The following is a 16033-nucleotide window of genomic DNA, read 5'->3' on the forward strand; positions in this document are numbered from 1 at the left end:
GTTCACCTGGCCGCTCTAGCGACTGTCTAGCTTTTAAAAAATATTAATACGAAATAATGATTTCGTCAGCACTGTCGCTAGGGGTCTCTGTTACCTGCTCTCCTTCGTTCGCTGCTTCGTCAGCTTCACGACGTTGAGGTGCTAGCCCCTCCCACAAGCGCTGCTGAAGAACATTCTCTTCGCGCAGTCGCGCATTGATATCCGCAAGGCCATGGCGCTCAAGTAAGGTGCGTGTTTCGCTGTCGAGAAGTGAAACGCCCAGACCCGCACGGGAATCTTCCGGCATATAGCCCATGGCATCCAATAGAGTAGGAAATATGTCTACCATTGAGGCTTCACGGATAATACGCTTAGGGCTAAGGTCGTCTCCCAGTAGCATAAATGTGTTATCACGATCCATGGTGACAAGTTCATCCCAAACAGAAACACGCATGGTGAGATGGTCGCTCGCAATGGCGACCACGGTGTTTTCTAGTAGACCCTGCTCTGTGAGGCGTTCCAGTAAATCTCGCGCTAGCCAAGCCGAGCACTCAACGGAATAAAGAATATCCACACCGTCCCACTCTCCCTGTCGTTCTATGCAACGCTGAGCGGGGTAACCATATGGAGCGTGCCCTGCAATAGTCAGGTTGACGACACCCCAAGGGCCGTCGCTCTCAGCGTCTAAACGCTCAATCTCTTTCACCGTAAAGTCGTATAACGAGTCGTCGTACAGCCCCCAGTTATTGACATAGTTGGGGTCGTCCAGACGCGGTTGCAGCTCCCTTAGTCCGTAAACGTTATCGAAGCCGTGATCTCTATAGAATAAGCCTTTACCGGCGAACTCAGTGCTTGCACCACCTAAATAACTGAGACGGTATCCTTGCTCTGACAAGAGGTCACCCAGACAACGAACGCCCGGAACAACCGTGGAGAGCGGCTCAAATTGACGGTCGTGTAGTAACCCTGCAGACATCAATGGCGTTCCACATTGGCTAGCGATCATGCCCGCCATCGTCCAGCCGGTATTATCAATTTGACGAACACCCTCAAAGACTTTTCCCGATTCACCAATGGCACTTAAATCGGCGTAAGCATCACCAAAGCGTGGATCATCGTAGGTGCGCTCAATGCTCTCCAGATACAGCAGCAGAAGGTTGGGAGGATTTTCCTGAGCGCTGATAACGGGTTCGACATAGCGCCTGTCTAGCCAGCCCCCATCGTCAGTGACCACGGCTGCACTACGCTGACCGATGCCAAAAATCAGGGGATTGGTAACCAGCAGGGCAATAGCAATCAAGGGTTCCACGCGTCGCCAGCGGTGGTCATGGCGAATAAGCCAGGTAAAAGCAATTAACAAGCTCAGCATGCAGGCTGTGTATACCACAGCAGCTACCATGCGCCCTGATCCACCGTGATCGGTTATGCCGGCCTGTAAGTGGAAGAAGACCGCGCCTAAATCAACAATTCCGAAGCTATCTGCTAGATAGACATATAAACCCCACAGGCAGAGCGGTAATAGCGACCAGGGCCATGCTCTGCGGTAGCTTGCTGATGTTCCCCAGTGAAGCTTCAGGCTGACGATCAGCCATATGCTCGTGACGACAAACAGCGTCCACCAGGGGAGGCGGGTCAGCACGGTAATGGAGTAGCTAATGCTGAAGCCAATAATAAGCAGAGGTAGCCATGGAGAAAGCTTGGGTGTTATTAATTGAGGCATGAGTCTCCCACACTGTTTATGTTAACTAGCCATTTAAGTTCTATGTAACTCATCAAACTACCCTGGCGTTGAAAATTTTATTAAGCTCACTTTTATCTAGTATAAAACTCTACTTGCTTCAACATGCTTTCTTCTCCATACATATTTTGAGTTGTTTTAACTGCATTTCTACCTATAAACTCTCTAAGATGCTGATCGTTAACAAGCATTTCTAACAACTTCTTAGCCTCTTCAGTAGTATCAAAAAGAAAACCATTTTTTCCATGCTCAATCCAATCTACGTATCCACCCTTTCTTTCAACTACGATAGGTAAACCAGCTGCCATTGCTTCAAAAACAACGCGACCAAATGTTTCAATATGTTCGCCAGTGCGATAGTAGAAAATATCTATGTGATGGTAAAAATCATTTGCTTTTAAAGTGCCGGTGTTAAATATTTCTATATTCTCAGTGTTTGAAAGTTCATTCTTTAAACAAGAGGCTCCCTGGAGGATGATTTTAACGTTTGACTTGGCTAAGCTTTTATAAATATCTACGTCTGAAATGTTGTGTTTGCCCGGATCATCTCTACTCATTCTGCCAACAACAATCATTTTTTGATCGTTCAAATCTCTTTCTTTATGTTGAAGAAATGTAGAAATATCAATGGGTGACGGGAAAACCTTTGCATCTATATTTTCAGCATTTTTTTGGTAATTAGACACAACAACATACTCAACATCAGGCCACCTGAGTAATTTAGGGCGATGTGAGGTTAGCTTTACATGTTTAGGATGAAAAGTATTATAAATATTAATGAGTCTTTCTGGGCGAGGTATTAGATAAGGCCAAAGCTTATTACGCCAGTGGCAGCCTACAAAGATATAAGTGCCCCCCTTAGGGTAGCTACCTTTAGTAAGGAGCGAAATTTTTTGTATGCCGTACTTTTCCATTAATTTAGGGCAGGCGCGAGAGGTGCTAGCCCAAAGTTTCACCTCTACATGCTTTGAAAGCATCTTAGCTAAGTGTAGGGCTTCCTGTTCGCTTCCTCCGTATTCAGTTTTGAAGCTATTAAAAATATGTATTTTCTTCATATACTTGAAACCAAGTTAAAATAGTTGGGCTCGTGAGGTTGCTTGCTCATTAAGAAATATTTCTGCAGCACTAGATGTGATATTAATAATTCTCGCTGGTGATTTAAAAAAGGTTTTACATAGTCGTTAGCATTCTTAATTATTCTGGCAGCTGCGTCTTCGTTTTTTCGATAGAAATTAATTTTATCCTCCAGATCAGAATAATCATCTTTTAGTTCGACATAGTGGACGTTAGGGATGAGCAAACCTTCCATAAACCAGGTTTCAAATTTAGGCTTTACCATAAAGCAAAGTGAATTGGATGCCATTATCCACTTTAAATTACTGGCTACCTCATTGCCTTCGATGCTTAAAATAAATTTATATTTCAATTGTTCCTGAATGCTCATGAACGGTTTCTTGCCTAGTTCAGCATCTCTGTTAGTGTCTCCAACATTACATAATGGGTGAGCATGGAAATACTCGATAAAATAGCGGCGATGGGGTTGATGACAAGCCCCACGCCAAACGAGTTGATCTTTTTTTGTAGCGTAATCAAAAGGATCATCTACAAAATTAAAATGCCTAATAGTGTTTAATTTTAATAAAATTGAGTTTTCGTTCTTCTGAGATATGGGCCTGCTCTTTACAAACGTTGGCGTGCAAGGAATGGTTTGTACGTCACCAGGGGTATAGTGAAACAGCAGGTTATCCGTAAAAGCAGCTAGCTGCATCGTTAAGTCATAGTGGTAAAACCAGCTGCCAGTCTTCTTTAAATTTAAAACATTGTGAACGAGCAGTTCTTTGTTTATTTCGAAGTTATGGTTCAACTTGTTATAGTAGTTTACCCTTTTAAGTATGTCGTTTTTTCCACAAGGACTGGCCTGTGTATAATGCATGTCAAAAAGGTGATTTAATTTTTTCTTTTGATGATTTTTAGATGTAAGTTTTAATGCCGCGTACTTGAAGTAGCGCCTTGCTTTCTCTAGGTTTTTGTTGGTTTTTTGCAAGCGGCTAGATAAGTTCATTGCTTTCCTTTGTCATATCATTTACACCGAATGTGCAGAGTGTTGTTCCCTTCTCTAAAGAGAGCTTAAATTTTGCATAGTTTTCACTTTCATTAAGGCGTGAAGCTTCTTTATGATGAAGGTGCATGACATAACTGTAAAACTTGCCATCTTTTCTATAAATATTGTTGTTCATTAGCCTTATAACTAAGTCACTATCTTCTAGGCCCCAGCCTATAAAGTCATTATTAAAGCCATTTATGTCGAAGAAATCTTTGCGCCATAATGAAAGATTACACGTAACAGCCCCTTGCCATTTATTTTTTCGTTTAAAACGAAATGAGGAGTTGGCTGGCATTCTGAAAATAGGGTGGACTCTCTTTATTTTTCTTTTAAGCCATAGCTTAACAATTTCATTACATTGGAATTGATGTGGTACACCATTATTAATTAATTGGTAAGTGTAATTTTCAGAAAGCTTTAACCTTGAGCCCGGTACGAAAAATCCTGGCTGAGATAGGTGAACATGATCTGTGATAAAGCTATGAGGAAGAATACAGTCTCCGTCAATAAAGATAAGGTACTCTCCATCAGATATAGAAACGGCCTTGTTCCGTATTTGGGCAGCCCGAAAGCCTAAATCCTCATGCCAAGCATGCTTTATAACAATATTGCTTGATTTAGTGAATTCTTCAATGCATCGCTTTGTTTTCTCATCGGAGCCATCATCCGCAATGATAATTTCATAGTTTTGATAGTCTTGCGTTAAGGCACTCTTAAGCACAAGCTTTAGAGCCTCTGGCCAATTGTACGTGGTGACTATTAAGCTCACTTTCATTTTTTAGCCTCAGACCTTTGGTATACCTTGGCATATTTGAAGAAAACGCCGATTGCATCGCCAAAGGAAATAACAAAGCCACGCCAGCCAGAAGTGATACCCAGCTTTAAAATATATGATCGGAAGAACGCAAAAAAAGTCTTCACGATAATAAAAAAGAAGCTGTATTTAACTTTTTTGTTAGAAGATGCATATATTTCGGAATAAAGCTGTGCCTTGTCTAATGTCTGTTTTATATCAAAAATAGCGTAATGTATTATTTTTCCTTTGAGCTTTATGATTTTGGTTTGGCTATTGGTCTCGATCTTTTCATGAACTTGGCTGTCAGTAAATCTATGTATTTTTTTATTATATAGTCGAATGATAGAATCATTTCCCCAGCCATTTGTGGTGATTTTTTTACCGCAAAACCAATTTTCTCTTAATATCCGGCCAACGGTTTGAGTATCCTTAATGTCCCAGCTTAAAAGCTCGTCAAAGGCACTTTGATGAAGCTCTTCGTCTGAATCAAGAGAGAATACCCAGTCTGTTGGTGCTTTCTCTGCAGCATAATTTTTTGTTGGCCCAAACCCAAAAAAATCGCCCTCAATAACAATAACATTGTCGAACGAGCGACAAATACTGATAGTGGCATCGGTAGAACCGTTGTCATAAACAAGCACATTCTTGAAGCCTTTAAGAGACTCCAAGCATTGCTTAATCGTATTTTCGCTATTCTTTGAAATGATGACGGGCGTTATATTTTCTAATAACATAAAAAGCCTAATATTAAATAATTCTGCTTGAATTGTAGCTGCTTTTTATCGTCAGCATTGCATCTAAGGTGCGAGTAAATTTTAATATCGACCTCTCCAGCCGTTTCAAGTTTCGTTCCTGCCACTTGCCAGGTGGCCGAAGGCGACAGCGGTCCAGGTCAATCAGCCAAGGTTCGCCATTAGGGTCGATTAAAATATTGCGGGCGTTGAGATCCACATGGTCAAGCCCTACCTGATGAAAGCGTTTAATCATCGCGCCAACGCGCTTTAGCAGTGCATTGTCGGCTTTATCAGCAGCGAGTAAGGATGCCAGCGCCTGGGCGCCTGGTACTCGCACCGTAAGCAGTGCCGCCTCGTAGGTGACCCCGAAGCGCGTTACGCAGCAGGCAACCGGACGTGGCACAGGTAAACCTTGTTCATACAGCTTGGCGGTTAAGCGAAGCTCGCGGAACGCTCGGGTGCGTTCTTCTCCAAGCCATAGGTAGCGTTTTTGGCTTAGCTTGGCGACCAGCCCGCCACGGCGGTAGGGGCGCATTACCCACTGTTCGTTAGCGCGGGCCTGTAAAAAAAGGCTACTGCCACGCCCAGGCGCCTCGCCGACGATTAACCCCTGTTTGCGCCAATACTCCTCTTCAAACAGCGTTGTATCGAGTTGGTGTGATGCGCCAGCGTCACTTAAACTGTCTACATCATATAAAATCAGCCAACTTTCCTTCCGGAGTGCCGCTAAGCGCATGAAGCCCTCTCTGCCTGCTCAACCCAACCATATTGCCATTTTGCGCCTCTCCGCGTTGGGAGACGTGTGCAATCTCGTGCCCACGGTGCGGGCATTGCAGCGCCAGTGGCCCCACGCACGTATTACCTGGATTATCGGCAAGGGGGAGTACAGTTTACTGGCGGGGCTTTCTGGGGTCGAGTTTGTTGTCTATGACAAGTCTACCGGTCTTTCCGGCATGCGAGCCATTTGGCGGGAACTGGCCGATACGCGTTTTGATGTGCTGCTGCACATGCAGCAGGCCATTCGCGCTAGCGTGCTCTCACTGGGGTTAAAGGCCGATGTGCGGGTAGGGTACGACAAAGCCCGCGCCAAAGATGCCCAGCACTGGTTTACCCAGCGCCAGCTTGCGCCACACCCCAACGCCCATGTGTTGGAGTCGTTTATGGACTTCGCACGCTTATTGGGAGTAGAAGACGACCGCCTCGAGTGGAACTTAGCCGTACCCCCGGTGGCCTACGATGAGGCGCGGGTGATCAGCGGCGAAGGGCCTTATTTAGTGATTAACCCCTGCAGCAACGCGCGGTTGCGTAACTTTCGCAACTGGTCGGTGGAAGGCTACGCTAGCGTTATAGAACATGCGTGGGTGCAGCATGGCTTGAAGAGCGTTTTAACCGGCGGCGGTAGCTCCCTTGAGCGTGAAGTTAGTGACCAGATTGAAGCGCTATGCCAGCCAGGTAGCGTTATTAATGCCATCGGCGGCACATCGTTAAAAGGGGTGCTGGCCCTTATTGATAATGCACAGGCGGTGATTGCCCCGGATACTGGCCCTGCCCATATGGGCAACGCCATGGGGACACCAACGCTTGGCCTTTATGCCACCACCAATCCGCAGAGGGCAGCGCCTTATTTGTGGCGCGACTTTGCCGTCAATGCCTACCCTGATGCGGTGCGCACGTACCTACATAAATCGGTAGAGGAGGTTAGTTGGGGGCAGCGGGTGCGCCATGCCGATGCGATGGATCTAATCAAAGCTGATGATGTGATTGCAAAGCTAGACGCGCTGCTGGCGTATACCGCAGCGCAGCCAACAACAGGACCTTCGGATGAAAGTTGATTTAACCGCCCTAGAACACGCCCGCGTGCTGGTGGTGGGAGACGTAATGCTCGACCGCTACTGGCACGGTGGCACAACGCGTATTTCGCCAGAAGCGCCGGTGCCGGTAGTGCGTGTAGAGAACGCCGACGACCGTCCAGGCGGCGCTGCGAACGTCGCGCTTAATGTGGCCTCCCTGGGCGGCCATGCTGCTTTAGCAGGCGTCGTCGGAGAGGATGACAACGCTGAGCTGTTGACGTCGCGCTTGATGGCTTCAAATGTAAGTACTTACTTTCAGCGTAGCTCAGAAATACCCACGATTACGAAGCTGCGTGTGATGAGCCGCAACCAACAGTTGCTGCGTTTAGATTTTGAGCAGAGCCTTGAGGGGGTCGATACGTCAGCGCTGTTAGCACAAGTCGAAAAAGCGCTGCCAGCCTGCGATGTGGTGATCCTCTCTGATTACGGGAAAGGCACGCTCAATCAGGTGGAGAAGTTAATCACGATGGCACGCGCCCATGGTAAACGGGTGCTGATTGACCCTAAGGGCCAGGACTTCAGCAAGTACCGTGGCGCTAGCTTGATTACCCCCAACTTAACTGAGTTTGAAGCGGTGGTTGGGCTGTGTGCGACCGATGACGTGCTTGCCCAACGCGGTGAGGCGCTGCGCACCGAGCTTGAATTGGAAGCCTTGCTCATCACCCGCAGTGAAAAAGGCATGACCCTCATTCGTGAAGGCCATGCGCCGCTGCACCTGCCTACCCGCGCCCAGGAAGTGTTCGACGTAACCGGCGCGGGCGATACCGTGATTGGCTTGATGGGCCTCGCCCTGGCGGCAGGCCACGCACTGCCCGAAGCCATGATGCTGGCTAACCTGGGTGCTGGCCTTGTAGTCGCTAAGCCGGGCACCGCAACGCTTTCGGTTGCCGAGCTATATACCGCGCTGCACGGTGACAAGCTTGCGGAGTTTGGCGTAATTGAGCAGGCCCCGCTGATGGAAGCGGTTCGAGGTGCCCAGCTTCGCGGCGAGCGGGTGGTGATGACCAACGGCTGTTTCGATATCCTCCATGCTGGCCACGTGGCGTATCTTGAGCAGGCTAAACGCTTGGGGGACAGGTTGATCGTGGCCGTCAATGACGATGCATCCATAGGCCGTCTAAAAGGCCCCAAGCGCCCTATTAACCCGCTAAACCGACGGATGCAGGTACTAGCAGGGTTAGGCGCCGTGGATTGGGTCGTGCCTTTTAGTGACGATACGCCTCAGGCACTAATTGAAGCCGTTTTGCCGGATATTTTGGTGAAAGGCGGCGACTATCGCCCTGAAGACATTGCCGGTGGGGCCGCGGTGATGGCCAACGGCGGCGAAGTAAAGGTATTAGGCTTTGAAGATGGCGTATCGACGACGGCAATGATTAGCTCTATTTTGGATCGCGAGCGTTAATGTCGCTTCCGACGTGGCCTCGGTGGGCTTATTCAGCGGTGCTTTATGTACTGTCTCCGCTGATTACTTGGCGTATTTGGCGAGAGCAAGTACTTACTTACTCCCGCCTTCAGCGGCTTGGTTTGCACCTTGGCGAACTCCCCCCGGCGCCGCGCATTTGGCTGCACTGCGCCTCGGTGGGGGAAGTGCGCGCTGCCCGCCCGTTAATAGAGGGCTTGCTGGCGCGGTACCCGAAGCACAGCCTGCTGCTTACCACCATGACCGCTACCGGCGCCCAGCAGGCCCAAGTGCTGATGGATGAGCAAACTGCAGCCGACAACGTAAGGCTTGCCCACTGTTTTCTGCCGCTAGATTATCCTGGCGCGGCAAAGCGCTTCCTCAACCGTGTTAAACCTAAGGTTGCCCTGCTGTTTGAAACCGAGCTGTGGCCCAACCTGCTCCACGCTTGCCATCAACAAGGGGTGCCTGTTGTCGTGGTGAACGGTCGGCTATCGCCGCGGGCCTTTACACGCTATCAGCGTCTGCGCCCGTTGATGGCTAGCGCTTTAGCGAACCTGACGTGGCTGGCGGCGAAATCGGCAGCCGATGCTGCGCGCTTTCAAGCTCTCGGCGCGCGGGCCGAGATCACGACTGTGGTTGGGTCGTTAAAATTTGAGCTTGCCCCTAAAGATAAGGCGATAAAAGAGAGTGAGCGCTTACTTCGTGGCTGGGCGGAGCGGCCTGTATGGGTAGCAGGCTCCACCCGTGAAGGTGAAGAGATGCTACTGTTAGAAGCGCACCGCCAGCTGTGTAAGCGCTTTCCTAATGCGCTATTGGTGCTAGTGCCGCGTCACCCCCAGCGTTTTGATGAGGTAGCGACTCTTTGTACTGACGGCGGGTGGGTGTTAAGCCGCCGCAGCCAGCAACAGGCCGTCACGCCACAAACGCAGGTCTACCTGGGGGATACGCTAGGTGAGTTGGCTGCGCTGTATGCAGCAGGCAGCGTGGCCTATGTGGGGGGGAGCTTAGTGCCATTGGGTGGCCACAACGTTCTTGAACCGGCTGCGTTGGGTAAACCGGTGCTCAGCGGCCCCTTTATCGAGAATTTTAACGACGTGGCCGATCCGCTGTTAGCCGTTGGCGCACTTACGTTGGTCAGCACGCCCGATGCGCTAGCGGTAAGGCTAGTCGAGTATTTTGACGCGCCAGAGTATGCTCGCGAGCAGGGTGAGGCAGGGCGTGTTGCCATCAATGCCCATCGAGGCGCGCTAGCGCGCACTCTCGAAGGGCTTGATTGTTGGTTGGAGCGTTGATTAGCGTAGCGCAGTGCGCTCTACGCCATCTGCTTTGCCCAATAGCAATACATCGGCACCGCGAGCAGCAAACAAGCCGTTGGTAACCACGCCCACAATGGCATTAATCCGTGTTTCCATAGCGACGGGATCGTCGATCATAAAATCAAAGCAGTCGATGATTTGATTACCGTTATCGGTCACTACACCTTGCCGATACACAGGGTCTGCGCCTAGCTTGACCAGCTCTCTGGCAACGTAAGAGCGCGCCATCGGGATGACTTCCACCGGCAGTGGAAAGCTACCGAGCCGAGCCACTTCTTTCGAGCCGTCGGCGATGCAGATAAAACGTTCAGCGCAGGCGGCAACAATTTTTTCACGGGTAAGCGCGGCTCCGCCGCCTTTTATCATGTGTAAGTGAGCATTAACTTCGTCTGCGCCGTCTATATAGAAAGGAATGCTGCCAACACTGTTAAGCTCAAACACCTCAATGTCTAAGGCTTGTAGGCGCTTGGCACTCGCCTCTGAGCTGGCAACGGCCCCTTTGAAGCGGTCACGTAGCGGGCCTAAGCGGTCAATAAACAGGTTGGCGGTTGATCCTGTGCCGATACCCAACACGGTATCTTTCTCAAGGTGTGGTTCTATCTCTTTAATGGCAGCGTCCGCCACGGCGGCTTTTAGTTCATCTTGGGTCATTGTGTTTTCCAGCGTCAGGGTTGGCAGGTGATCCCTAGTATAACGGCCCAAGCGATAACTGCCGATGGAAACGCTGCTAGACGTCGCTAGGCGTAATCTGCTACCAATAAGAGCCTTGTCCGTACCCCTATGGGTCACGCTATTTTTCTGGGAATTCCGCATGCTAGAAGCAACCGTCAAAAAGATCCTCCAAGCCCGCGTTTACGAAGCCGCTTGTGAGACCCCCATTTCTCCTGCTCCCTTTTTGTCGCGTCGCTTCCATAACCAAATTTTAATTAAGCGCGAAGATTTGCAGCCGGTGTATTCGTTCAAAATTCGCGGCGCCTATAACAAAATGGCCCAGCTCACCGAAGAGCAGAAGGCCAAGGGGGTGATCGCTGCATCAGCAGGCAATCATGCCCAGGGGTTGGCTATGGCAGCCAAGCTAATGGGCGTTAAAGCTATCATTGTGATGCCCCGCATTACGCCGGACATCAAGGTTCAGGCGGTGCGTGCTCGTGGGGCTAAAGTCATCCTGAAAGGCGATGCCTTTGCCGCCGCTGCCGAGCACGCGCAGGAATTGATCAAAGAGCACGGCTATACCTACATCCCGCCCTTTGATGATATCGATGTGGTGGCAGGCCAGGGCACCATTGGCGTAGAAATTCTGCGCCAGCACAGTGGCCGGCTAGACGCTATTTTCATCCCGGTGGGGGGCGGTGGGTTAATCGCTGGAGTGGCCGCCTATGTGAAGTACTTGCGTCCTGATATCAAGATTATTGGTGTAGAAGCCGAAGACAGTGCCTGCCTGAAAGCCGCCTTAGAGGCGGGTGAGCGGGTGGTGCTGGATCAGGTGGGTGTATTTGCCGAGGGTGTGGCGGTTGCACAAATTGGTGAGGTGCCGTTCTCTCTTGTGCGCGATTTGGTGGATGAGGTGATTACGGTTAACACCGATGAAATGTGCGCTGCGGTGAAAGATATCTTTGAAGATACGCGTGCGGTGGCGGAAACCTCGGGTGCGCTTTCGCTGGCGGGGCTGAAAAAGTACGTGCAGCAAACGGGCGTTGAAGGCCAAACGCTGATTTGCATCAACTCGGGGGCTAACACCAACTTTGACCGCCTGCAGCATATCGCTGAGCGCACCGAGCTTGGTGAACAGCGTGAAGCGATCTTGGCGGTGACGATTTCCGAGAGGCCCGGCAGTTTTAAAAAATTCTGCCGTACCTTAGGCAAGCGTATGGTGACTGAGTTTAGCTATCGCTACGCTGATAATAGCGAAGCCCACATCTTTGTCGGTGTGCAGGTGAAGCCCGGCGGGGAGGACCGCCAAGCGGTACTGGATAAGCTTCGCGAAGGGGGCTACCAGGTGGAAGACCTTACTGATAACGAGCTAGCGAAACTGCATATTCGTCACCTTAGTGGCGGCCGCCCCAGCGAGCGCTTCGAAGAGGAGCTTTATCGCTTTGAGTTTCCAGAGCGGCCAGGGGCGTTGATGAACTTCCTAACCCAGCTGCCCCACGACTGGAATATTTCGCTGTTTCATTATCGCAACCACGGTGCCGCTTACGGGCGCGTATTGGTGGGGATGCAAGTGCCGAGCAGTGACCGCACCCACGTGGCTGAATATTTAGATGCAATTGGATACCGCTATTGGCAGGAGAGCGATAACCCAGCCTATCGTTTGTTTATGGCTTAGTAGTATGTAAGTGCTTACTAACGCCATAAGTGAGAGCAGCCAGGCAGTCTAAACGCTATGAAACGTTTAATTGGGCGTTAAAAATAGCGCTTATCGCTGTTGTCAGCAGGCCCTTATAGCCCTATAGTCATGATCGAAATTAATGCAGTGTGTCTCCTTTCCAAAGGTAAAGCCTGGGCGACGCACTGAGGGGTATTTGGCAACCGTGAAAGATGTTGGAGAAGAGGCATGCGGCGGAAGAAGCCTGATATGGTGATGGCGTTAACAGTGGTGTTTTTACTCGGCGTACTTGCCACTGGATATGCGCAGGCAGTGTCGGGGAGTTAACTCATCAGGTTATACCTCCCGCGCATTTAGCTCACGCTGCTGCACCTATTGGTAATTAATTGTTTTGCAAACGGGCTGCCCTCTAGGGTTAGCCCGTTTTTGTTGGACGCACCGTCACTTGGTCGCTGACGACAGCATTAAGTGGAATGTCCCAAGGCTCCACGGGGAGCGTCTCTACCTGCTGGCAGGCATGGGCAACACCGATCAGTGCGGGGGCAGGCCCTTTTCTTTGCATGAAGGCGAGACTACGGTCATAAAAACCGCCGCCCATGCCCATACGGTTTGCTTCAGCATCAAAGCCTACCAGTGGCACAATCAACGTATCCAATGCCCAGGCAGGTAACCGATGACGCCTGTTAGCTGCGAAGCGTGGGCACGGTTCGGCAATGCCAAACCGGTTTTTAACCATCGGTGTTGTGGCCCGGTAAACCACAAACCAGAGGCTATTGGCGCTGAAAGGGCGTAGCACCGGTAGATAAACCTCGACATTACGCTGGCGTAGCCAAGGAAGTAGCGGTGTTGGGTCAATCTCACCATTCACCGGTAGATAGAGGCTGATGCGTTTAGCTCGGCGAATGTCGGGCAGCCGTTTTAGCCGTTGGCAAAGGGCCATGGCGGCCTGGCGCTGTTGGTAAGGGGAAAGTGCCTGTCGCTTGCGCTTGAGTTCGCGCCGCAGGGCGCGCTTATCATCCAAGCGGCAATGGTAAGTGGTATGACGGGAAGAGAGGTCGTGCATTGAAAGTGTTCCCCAGAGTGCCGCTGTCGTTCTGGCCCTGAACCTACTGGTTCAGGTGGGTGGCCGCAGCCAGACCGTCAGGCTTTCCGACGCACGGACATGCACACGGGCCTGGCTAGCATTTGGCCCCCTGGGTACTGCGCATAGGCTCGAGGGACTATAACGACTGGCGTACACCCCAGAGAACACCACTATCCTACCAGAGCCAGGGCTAATGCCAAAGTATCGCGTTAAGGTTCTTCGGCACGGCGCGTTTTGGCCAGTGCGCGTTCAAGCCGGTCATTCAAGCGGCTGAGGTTCGCTTCGCCAGCACGGTGCTCGTCTAACGTTTCAAGCAACTCATGGGTAATATTAAGCGCCGCCATAATGGCAATCCGCTCACTGCCCAGCACGCTACTTTGAGCATGGATGCCTTGCATGGCGCGGTCTAAATAGCGAGCAGCGCGCTCAAGCTTGGCTTCTTCACCGGAATCGCAGGCAATTACATAGCTGCGACCCAGTAGGGTGACTTCTTTAGTTGGCCGCTTAGCGTTACTCATCAAAGGCTCCAGCACAGGTCATTTTGTTGACCGATGCGTTAACATCACTGCATAGGAAGGATAGACGGCGTTTACTATAAGAGAGCCGCTTACGTGGGGTCAACGCGCAGGCGCGCCGACCGTTGTTCTATTGTATTCGTCTTCACTTACTCTAAAGCGAGTTATTACCATGTCTCTTATTGAAGAGCGCCAGGACTTTTCTGACGTTGCGGATGTGTTTCTACTGCATGGCAGCATGCAGTCCCCAGCTTTCTTGGACGGTCGCCTGTCTGGCCTCTTGGCGCTGCGTGACATTACCGCCCAAGCGTGGCTGGAGGAGGTCTGCTTAAGTCTAGGCGTTGAGCAACCCCGTGACGAGGCCAGCGCTGAACGCTTACTAGGCTGGCGTCGGCAAACGCTGGAAGCGCTTAGCGCCAGCGATTTGAATTATGCCCCATTGCTGCCTGATGAACTGTTCTCGTTGGCCGAGCAGGCCCAGGGTCTGAAAGAGTGGACGCTAGGCTTTATGGAAGTTGTCGAAGACGCTGCCGACGAGTCGATGCGTGAACGCTGGTCGCAAACCCTGCGTGAAGCCATTGAGGACTTGGCAGGGCTTGCGCAGATCGAAACTGATATCGACGATAGCCCTGAAAACGAGAACGACCTATTCGCGCTGACTGAACACGCACGCATGGCGGCCATGTTGCTGTATACCGAACAACACCCCGGCATGCCTCAGGTTGAACAAACAGACACCCCCGTTCACTAAGTTTTTTACGTAATCTCTAAACCAGCCCATTAATTGTTAGGAGTCGATATGTTGCCTGAGCTATTGCCCCGCCCCGCAGCGATTGAGCCAGCCGAGTACCTGAAGCGGCGCGAGGCGCTGATAGCGCAGCTACCGCAAAATGCTGCCATGGTGGTGCCAGGTGCTTCTTTGGTAACGCGCTCCCACGATAGCGAGTACGCGTTTCGCCAGCAGAGCGACTTCTACTACCTTACCGGCATTCAAGAGCCCGATGGGTTGCTGGTGCTGTTGCCTGGCCGCGAGGAGGGCCAAAGCGTGGTGTTTTGCCAAGACCGCGACCCCACTCTGGAAGCCTGGACGGGTAGGCGGCTGGGCGCCCTGGGTGTTGAACGCCTGCATGGTATTGACCAGGCGTATGAAAATGCCCAGCGCGATGAGCTGTTGCCAAGCCTGCTGGAAGGCCGCGAATTGCTTTATGTACCGCTGGATAACCCCGAGGCCTTAAGCATTGCAGAAGACGCGCTAGCCCATGCGCAGGCGGGATTGCGACGTGGTAAACCAGCGCTAAAAGGCTGGCTCGATAGCCGACCGTTAACTCACCAAATGCGCTTGCTTAAGAGCCCTGCAGAAATCGCACTGCTGCGCCATGCAGCAGCTATTTCCGCCCAGGCCCATGTTCGTGCAATGCGCGTTTGCCAACCAGGGTTGAGCGAGTACCAACTGCAGGCGGAACTGGAGCACGAGTTTAGGTGGCAGGGTGCCAGCGGGCCGGCTTACAGCACTATTGTGGGCGGCGGCGCTAACGCCTGCGTGCTGCACTATATTGAAAATAGCGATGTGCTGGATGCGGATACGCTGGTGCTGATCGATGCAGGCGCCGAATTTGATCTGTATGCCGGGGATATCACGCGCACCTTTCCTGTTAGCGGGCGTTTTAGCGAAGCCCAGCGGGCGCTTTACCAAGTCGTCTTAGAGGCCCAAGAGCGCGCTATCCAAGCGGTTGCGCCTGGTGCAAGCTTGGTGGATATCCACCAAGGAGTGGTGCGAGACTTAACGGCAGGCTTGATCTCTCTAGGGCTGCTAGAGGGCGATGTAGAGGCGCGTATTGATGATGAGAGCTATCGCCGCTTCTATCTGCACTCTACGTCTCACTGGCTAGGGCTGGATGTGCACGATGTGGGTACTTACCGCCTTGATGAGCAAACCCCGCGCCCGCTAGTAGAAGGCATGGTGCTGACGGTTGAACCTGGCCTGTATATCCCTGAGGACGACGAACTGCCAGCGGCGTATCGCGGTATCGGCATTCGCATTGAAGACAATGTGGTGGTGACTTCAGCAGGGCATGAGGTGCTTACCTCAGGCGTGCCTAAGCAGGTGGCTGAAATTGAGCAGTTGATGGCTACTAAATAACCGCTGAGAATTAAGCTGTTTCTGCATTATGTAAATTACGTTACGGTTT

General features: G+C 51.2%; 15 protein-coding genes and 1 other RNA gene. 6 read left to right on the forward strand and 10 right to left on the reverse strand.

All coding sequences use genetic code 11. The features are described 5' to 3' along the window. Positions 1-43: 43 nt before the first annotated feature. From P8S54_RS11435 to P8S54_RS11460, 6 genes are all read right to left on the reverse strand, one after another. Positions 44-1699, reverse strand: coding sequence for a sulfatase-like hydrolase/transferase (locus P8S54_RS11435; protein WP_281441852.1), 1656 nt, complete (start codon positions 1697-1699; stop codon positions 44-46). Positions 1700-1791: 92 nt separating this feature from the next. After that, positions 1792-2772: a glycosyltransferase family 4 protein gene (locus P8S54_RS11440; protein ID WP_281441853.1), complete on the reverse strand. Its 981-nt coding sequence runs from the start codon at positions 2770-2772 to the stop codon at positions 1792-1794. Continuing rightward, positions 2769-3779 (reverse strand): glycosyl transferase family 90, encoded by a 1011-nt coding sequence (locus tag P8S54_RS11445; RefSeq protein ID WP_281441854.1) that lies wholly within the window; start codon positions 3777-3779, stop codon positions 2769-2771. Before P8S54_RS11445 ends, P8S54_RS11440 begins: the two co-directional genes overlap by 4 nt. Continuing rightward, a complete protein-coding gene (locus P8S54_RS11450; RefSeq protein WP_281441855.1) occupies positions 3766-4596 on the reverse strand; it encodes a glycosyltransferase family 2 protein in 831 nt (276 codons plus the stop codon). The genes P8S54_RS11445 and P8S54_RS11450 overlap by 14 nt, the downstream gene beginning before the upstream one ends. Further along, a complete protein-coding gene (locus P8S54_RS11455) occupies positions 4593-5351 on the reverse strand; it encodes a glycosyltransferase family 2 protein (protein WP_281441856.1) in 759 nt (252 codons plus the stop codon). Before P8S54_RS11455 ends, P8S54_RS11450 begins: the two co-directional genes overlap by 4 nt. A 13-nt stretch (positions 5352-5364) precedes the next feature. Further along, on the reverse strand, positions 5365-6087 hold the full coding sequence (locus tag P8S54_RS11460; RefSeq protein WP_281441857.1) for a 3-deoxy-D-manno-octulosonic acid kinase: 723 nt from the start codon (positions 6085-6087) through the stop codon (positions 5365-5367). Between P8S54_RS11460 and P8S54_RS11465 the strand changes: the two genes are divergently transcribed. Genes P8S54_RS11465 through waaA form a run of 3 tightly spaced genes read left to right on the forward strand, consistent with a single transcriptional unit; the run spans position 6086 to position 9895 of the window. Next, on the forward strand, positions 6086-7183 hold the full coding sequence (locus tag P8S54_RS11465) for a glycosyltransferase family 9 protein (RefSeq protein WP_281441858.1): 1098 nt from the start codon (positions 6086-6088) through the stop codon (positions 7181-7183). The two genes, P8S54_RS11460 and P8S54_RS11465, sit on opposite strands and share 2 nt — an antisense overlap. After that, positions 7173-8603, forward strand: coding sequence for a bifunctional D-glycero-beta-D-manno-heptose-7-phosphate kinase/D-glycero-beta-D-manno-heptose 1-phosphate adenylyltransferase HldE (gene hldE, locus P8S54_RS11470; protein ID WP_281441859.1), 1431 nt, complete (start codon positions 7173-7175; stop codon positions 8601-8603). The genes P8S54_RS11465 and hldE overlap by 11 nt, the downstream gene beginning before the upstream one ends. Further along, positions 8603-9895 carry a lipid IV(A) 3-deoxy-D-manno-octulosonic acid transferase gene (waaA, locus tag P8S54_RS11475; protein WP_281441860.1) on the forward strand — a complete coding sequence of 431 codons (1293 nt, stop codon included), beginning with the start codon at positions 8603-8605 and terminating at the stop codon, positions 9893-9895. The genes hldE and waaA overlap by 1 nt, the downstream gene beginning before the upstream one ends. Here waaA and rpiA read toward each other — a convergent pair whose 3' ends face one another. Then, positions 9896-10570, reverse strand: a complete 675-nt coding sequence (rpiA, locus tag P8S54_RS11480) for a ribose-5-phosphate isomerase RpiA (RefSeq protein WP_281441861.1) — start codon at positions 10568-10570, stop codon at positions 9896-9898. 160 nt (positions 10571-10730) lie between these two features. On the opposite strand from rpiA, the gene ilvA reads away from it, so the two are divergent. After that, complete coding sequence (gene ilvA, locus P8S54_RS11485; RefSeq protein ID WP_281441862.1) at positions 10731-12245, forward strand: threonine ammonia-lyase, biosynthetic; 1515 nt, start codon at positions 10731-10733, stop codon at positions 12243-12245. A gap of 415 nt (positions 12246-12660) precedes the next feature. On the opposite strand, the gene P8S54_RS11490 is transcribed toward ilvA, so the two are convergent. The 3 genes from P8S54_RS11490 to P8S54_RS11500 form a co-directional block, all read right to left on the reverse strand. After that, complete coding sequence (locus P8S54_RS11490; protein ID WP_281441863.1) at positions 12661-13308, reverse strand: 5-formyltetrahydrofolate cyclo-ligase; 648 nt, start codon at positions 13306-13308, stop codon at positions 12661-12663. Between the two features lie 5 nt (positions 13309-13313). Then, a non-coding RNA gene (gene ssrS / locus P8S54_RS11495) (6S RNA) lies at positions 13314-13496 on the reverse strand. 42 nt (positions 13497-13538) lie between these two features. Beyond that, positions 13539-13847 carry a cell division protein ZapA gene (locus P8S54_RS11500; RefSeq protein ID WP_281441864.1) on the reverse strand — a complete coding sequence of 103 codons (309 nt, stop codon included), beginning with the start codon at positions 13845-13847 and terminating at the stop codon, positions 13539-13541. A 169-nt stretch (positions 13848-14016) separates the two neighbouring features. On the opposite strand from P8S54_RS11500, the gene P8S54_RS11505 reads away from it, so the two are divergent. Continuing rightward, entirely contained in the window at positions 14017-14595 is a 579-nt protein-coding gene (locus P8S54_RS11505) for a UPF0149 family protein (RefSeq protein ID WP_009102002.1), read from the forward strand. A gap of 48 nt (positions 14596-14643) precedes the next feature. After that, positions 14644-15984, forward strand: coding sequence for a Xaa-Pro aminopeptidase (gene pepP / locus P8S54_RS11510; RefSeq protein WP_281441865.1), 1341 nt, complete (start codon positions 14644-14646; stop codon positions 15982-15984). Positions 15985-16033: the final 49 nt, after the last annotated feature.

The sequence above is a fragment of the Halomonas sp. M1 genome (assembly GCF_029581375.1).
In the GTDB taxonomy this organism is placed as follows: Bacteria; Pseudomonadota; Gammaproteobacteria; order Pseudomonadales; family Halomonadaceae; genus Vreelandella.

Excerpts from the sequence above, each read along its gene's own strand:
- hldE (WP_281441859.1), top strand. The coding sequence starts at position 7,173 with ATGAAAGTTGATTTAACCGCCCTAGAACACGCCCGCGTGCTGGTGGTG.
- P8S54_RS11440 (WP_281441853.1), bottom strand. The coding sequence starts at position 2,772 with ATGAAGAAAATACATATTTTTAATAGCTTCAAAACTGAATACGGAGGA.
- P8S54_RS11435 (WP_281441852.1), bottom strand. The coding sequence starts at position 1,699 with ATGCCTCAATTAATAACACCCAAGCTTTCTCCATGGCTACCTCTGCTT.
- P8S54_RS11505 (WP_009102002.1), top strand. The coding sequence starts at position 14,017 with ATGTCTCTTATTGAAGAGCGCCAGGACTTTTCTGACGTTGCGGATGTG.
- P8S54_RS11445 (WP_281441854.1), bottom strand. The coding sequence starts at position 3,779 with ATGAACTTATCTAGCCGCTTGCAAAAAACCAACAAAAACCTAGAGAAA.
- rpiA (WP_281441861.1), bottom strand. The coding sequence starts at position 10,570 with ATGACCCAAGATGAACTAAAAGCCGCCGTGGCGGACGCTGCCATTAAA.
- P8S54_RS11455 (WP_281441856.1), bottom strand. The coding sequence starts at position 5,351 with ATGTTATTAGAAAATATAACGCCCGTCATCATTTCAAAGAATAGCGAA.
- P8S54_RS11465 (WP_281441858.1), top strand. The coding sequence starts at position 6,086 with ATGAAGCCCTCTCTGCCTGCTCAACCCAACCATATTGCCATTTTGCGC.
- P8S54_RS11500 (WP_281441864.1), bottom strand. The coding sequence starts at position 13,847 with ATGAGTAACGCTAAGCGGCCAACTAAAGAAGTCACCCTACTGGGTCGC.
- waaA (WP_281441860.1), top strand. The coding sequence starts at position 8,603 with ATGTCGCTTCCGACGTGGCCTCGGTGGGCTTATTCAGCGGTGCTTTAT.
- ilvA (WP_281441862.1), top strand. The coding sequence starts at position 10,731 with ATGCTAGAAGCAACCGTCAAAAAGATCCTCCAAGCCCGCGTTTACGAA.
- pepP (WP_281441865.1), top strand. The coding sequence starts at position 14,644 with ATGTTGCCTGAGCTATTGCCCCGCCCCGCAGCGATTGAGCCAGCCGAG.
- P8S54_RS11450 (WP_281441855.1), bottom strand. The coding sequence starts at position 4,596 with ATGAAAGTGAGCTTAATAGTCACCACGTACAATTGGCCAGAGGCTCTA.
- P8S54_RS11460 (WP_281441857.1), bottom strand. The coding sequence starts at position 6,087 with ATGCGCTTAGCGGCACTCCGGAAGGAAAGTTGGCTGATTTTATATGAT.
- P8S54_RS11490 (WP_281441863.1), bottom strand. The coding sequence starts at position 13,308 with ATGCACGACCTCTCTTCCCGTCATACCACTTACCATTGCCGCTTGGAT.